Origin of the sequence: Carboxylicivirga litoralis, from assembly GCF_025499605.1 — a bacterium.
GTDB classification, from domain to species: Bacteria; Bacteroidota; Bacteroidia; order Bacteroidales; family Marinilabiliaceae; genus Carboxylicivirga; species Carboxylicivirga litoralis.
Genome location: NZ_JAFMVC010000110.1, coordinates 1 through 729, shown reverse-complemented (window position 1 = coordinate 729; position 729 = coordinate 1). Strand labels below are relative to the sequence as shown.

Here is a 729-nt window from a genome sequence, read left to right as displayed (position 1 = left end):
AAATGGCTTTTTGTCGCATATTCAGCTAAAAAAGAGGGAACAGAAGAAGATAGTTACGATTACCGAGATAAAATAAAAGTAAAAAGAGCTTACGCAGGAGCAAAAGGAATAGGTAGATTTTCTTGTGACAGGCTTGGAGGCGAATTATATCTTGAAACTATTAAAGACGAGCCAAATTCAAAAGTTGAAACGTTGCTTACTCAATGGGATAAATTTGAAGGTAATCTTAAAGAAGAGTTCGTAAACATTAGTGTATTACACGAAACTATTCCCAAAAGTAATTATGGTATTAGAAAAGGAACTGTTTTAGAGATTTCTAATTTAAAAAGCGAATGGTCAAAAAGTAAGTTTTTAGAACTAAAAAATGCTCTTGCCAAACTTATCAACCCAAATACACAAGTTGAAGAAGATGAATTTACAATTGAATTAATTGTACCTGATGAACTGAAAAATGACCAAAAAGAAACTGAATATCACAACACGGTAAACGGAGAGATACAAAATTTGATTTTTGAGACTTTAGAAATTAAAACAACAAAAATAGTAAGTAAAGTCCTTGGAAAAGACAAAAAGCAAATTGAAACTTCCTTAATTGAAGGAGGAAAATTAGTTTATAAAATAATCGAGGAAAACAAATATGAGAATTTATTTAATGTCGACTGTGAACTATATTTTCTAAATCATTCTGCTAAACTTACTTTCAAAAAAAGAATGGGAGTTGATTCTGTA

Annotated in this window: 1 protein-coding gene; it reads left to right on the top strand. The window is 29.9% G+C overall.

Annotation, left to right across the window (positions count from 1 at the left end; all coding sequences use genetic code 11):
• The coding region (locus J1N10_RS20970) for a hypothetical protein (RefSeq protein ID WP_262328679.1) at nt 1-729 on the top strand (729 nt) is incomplete at both ends.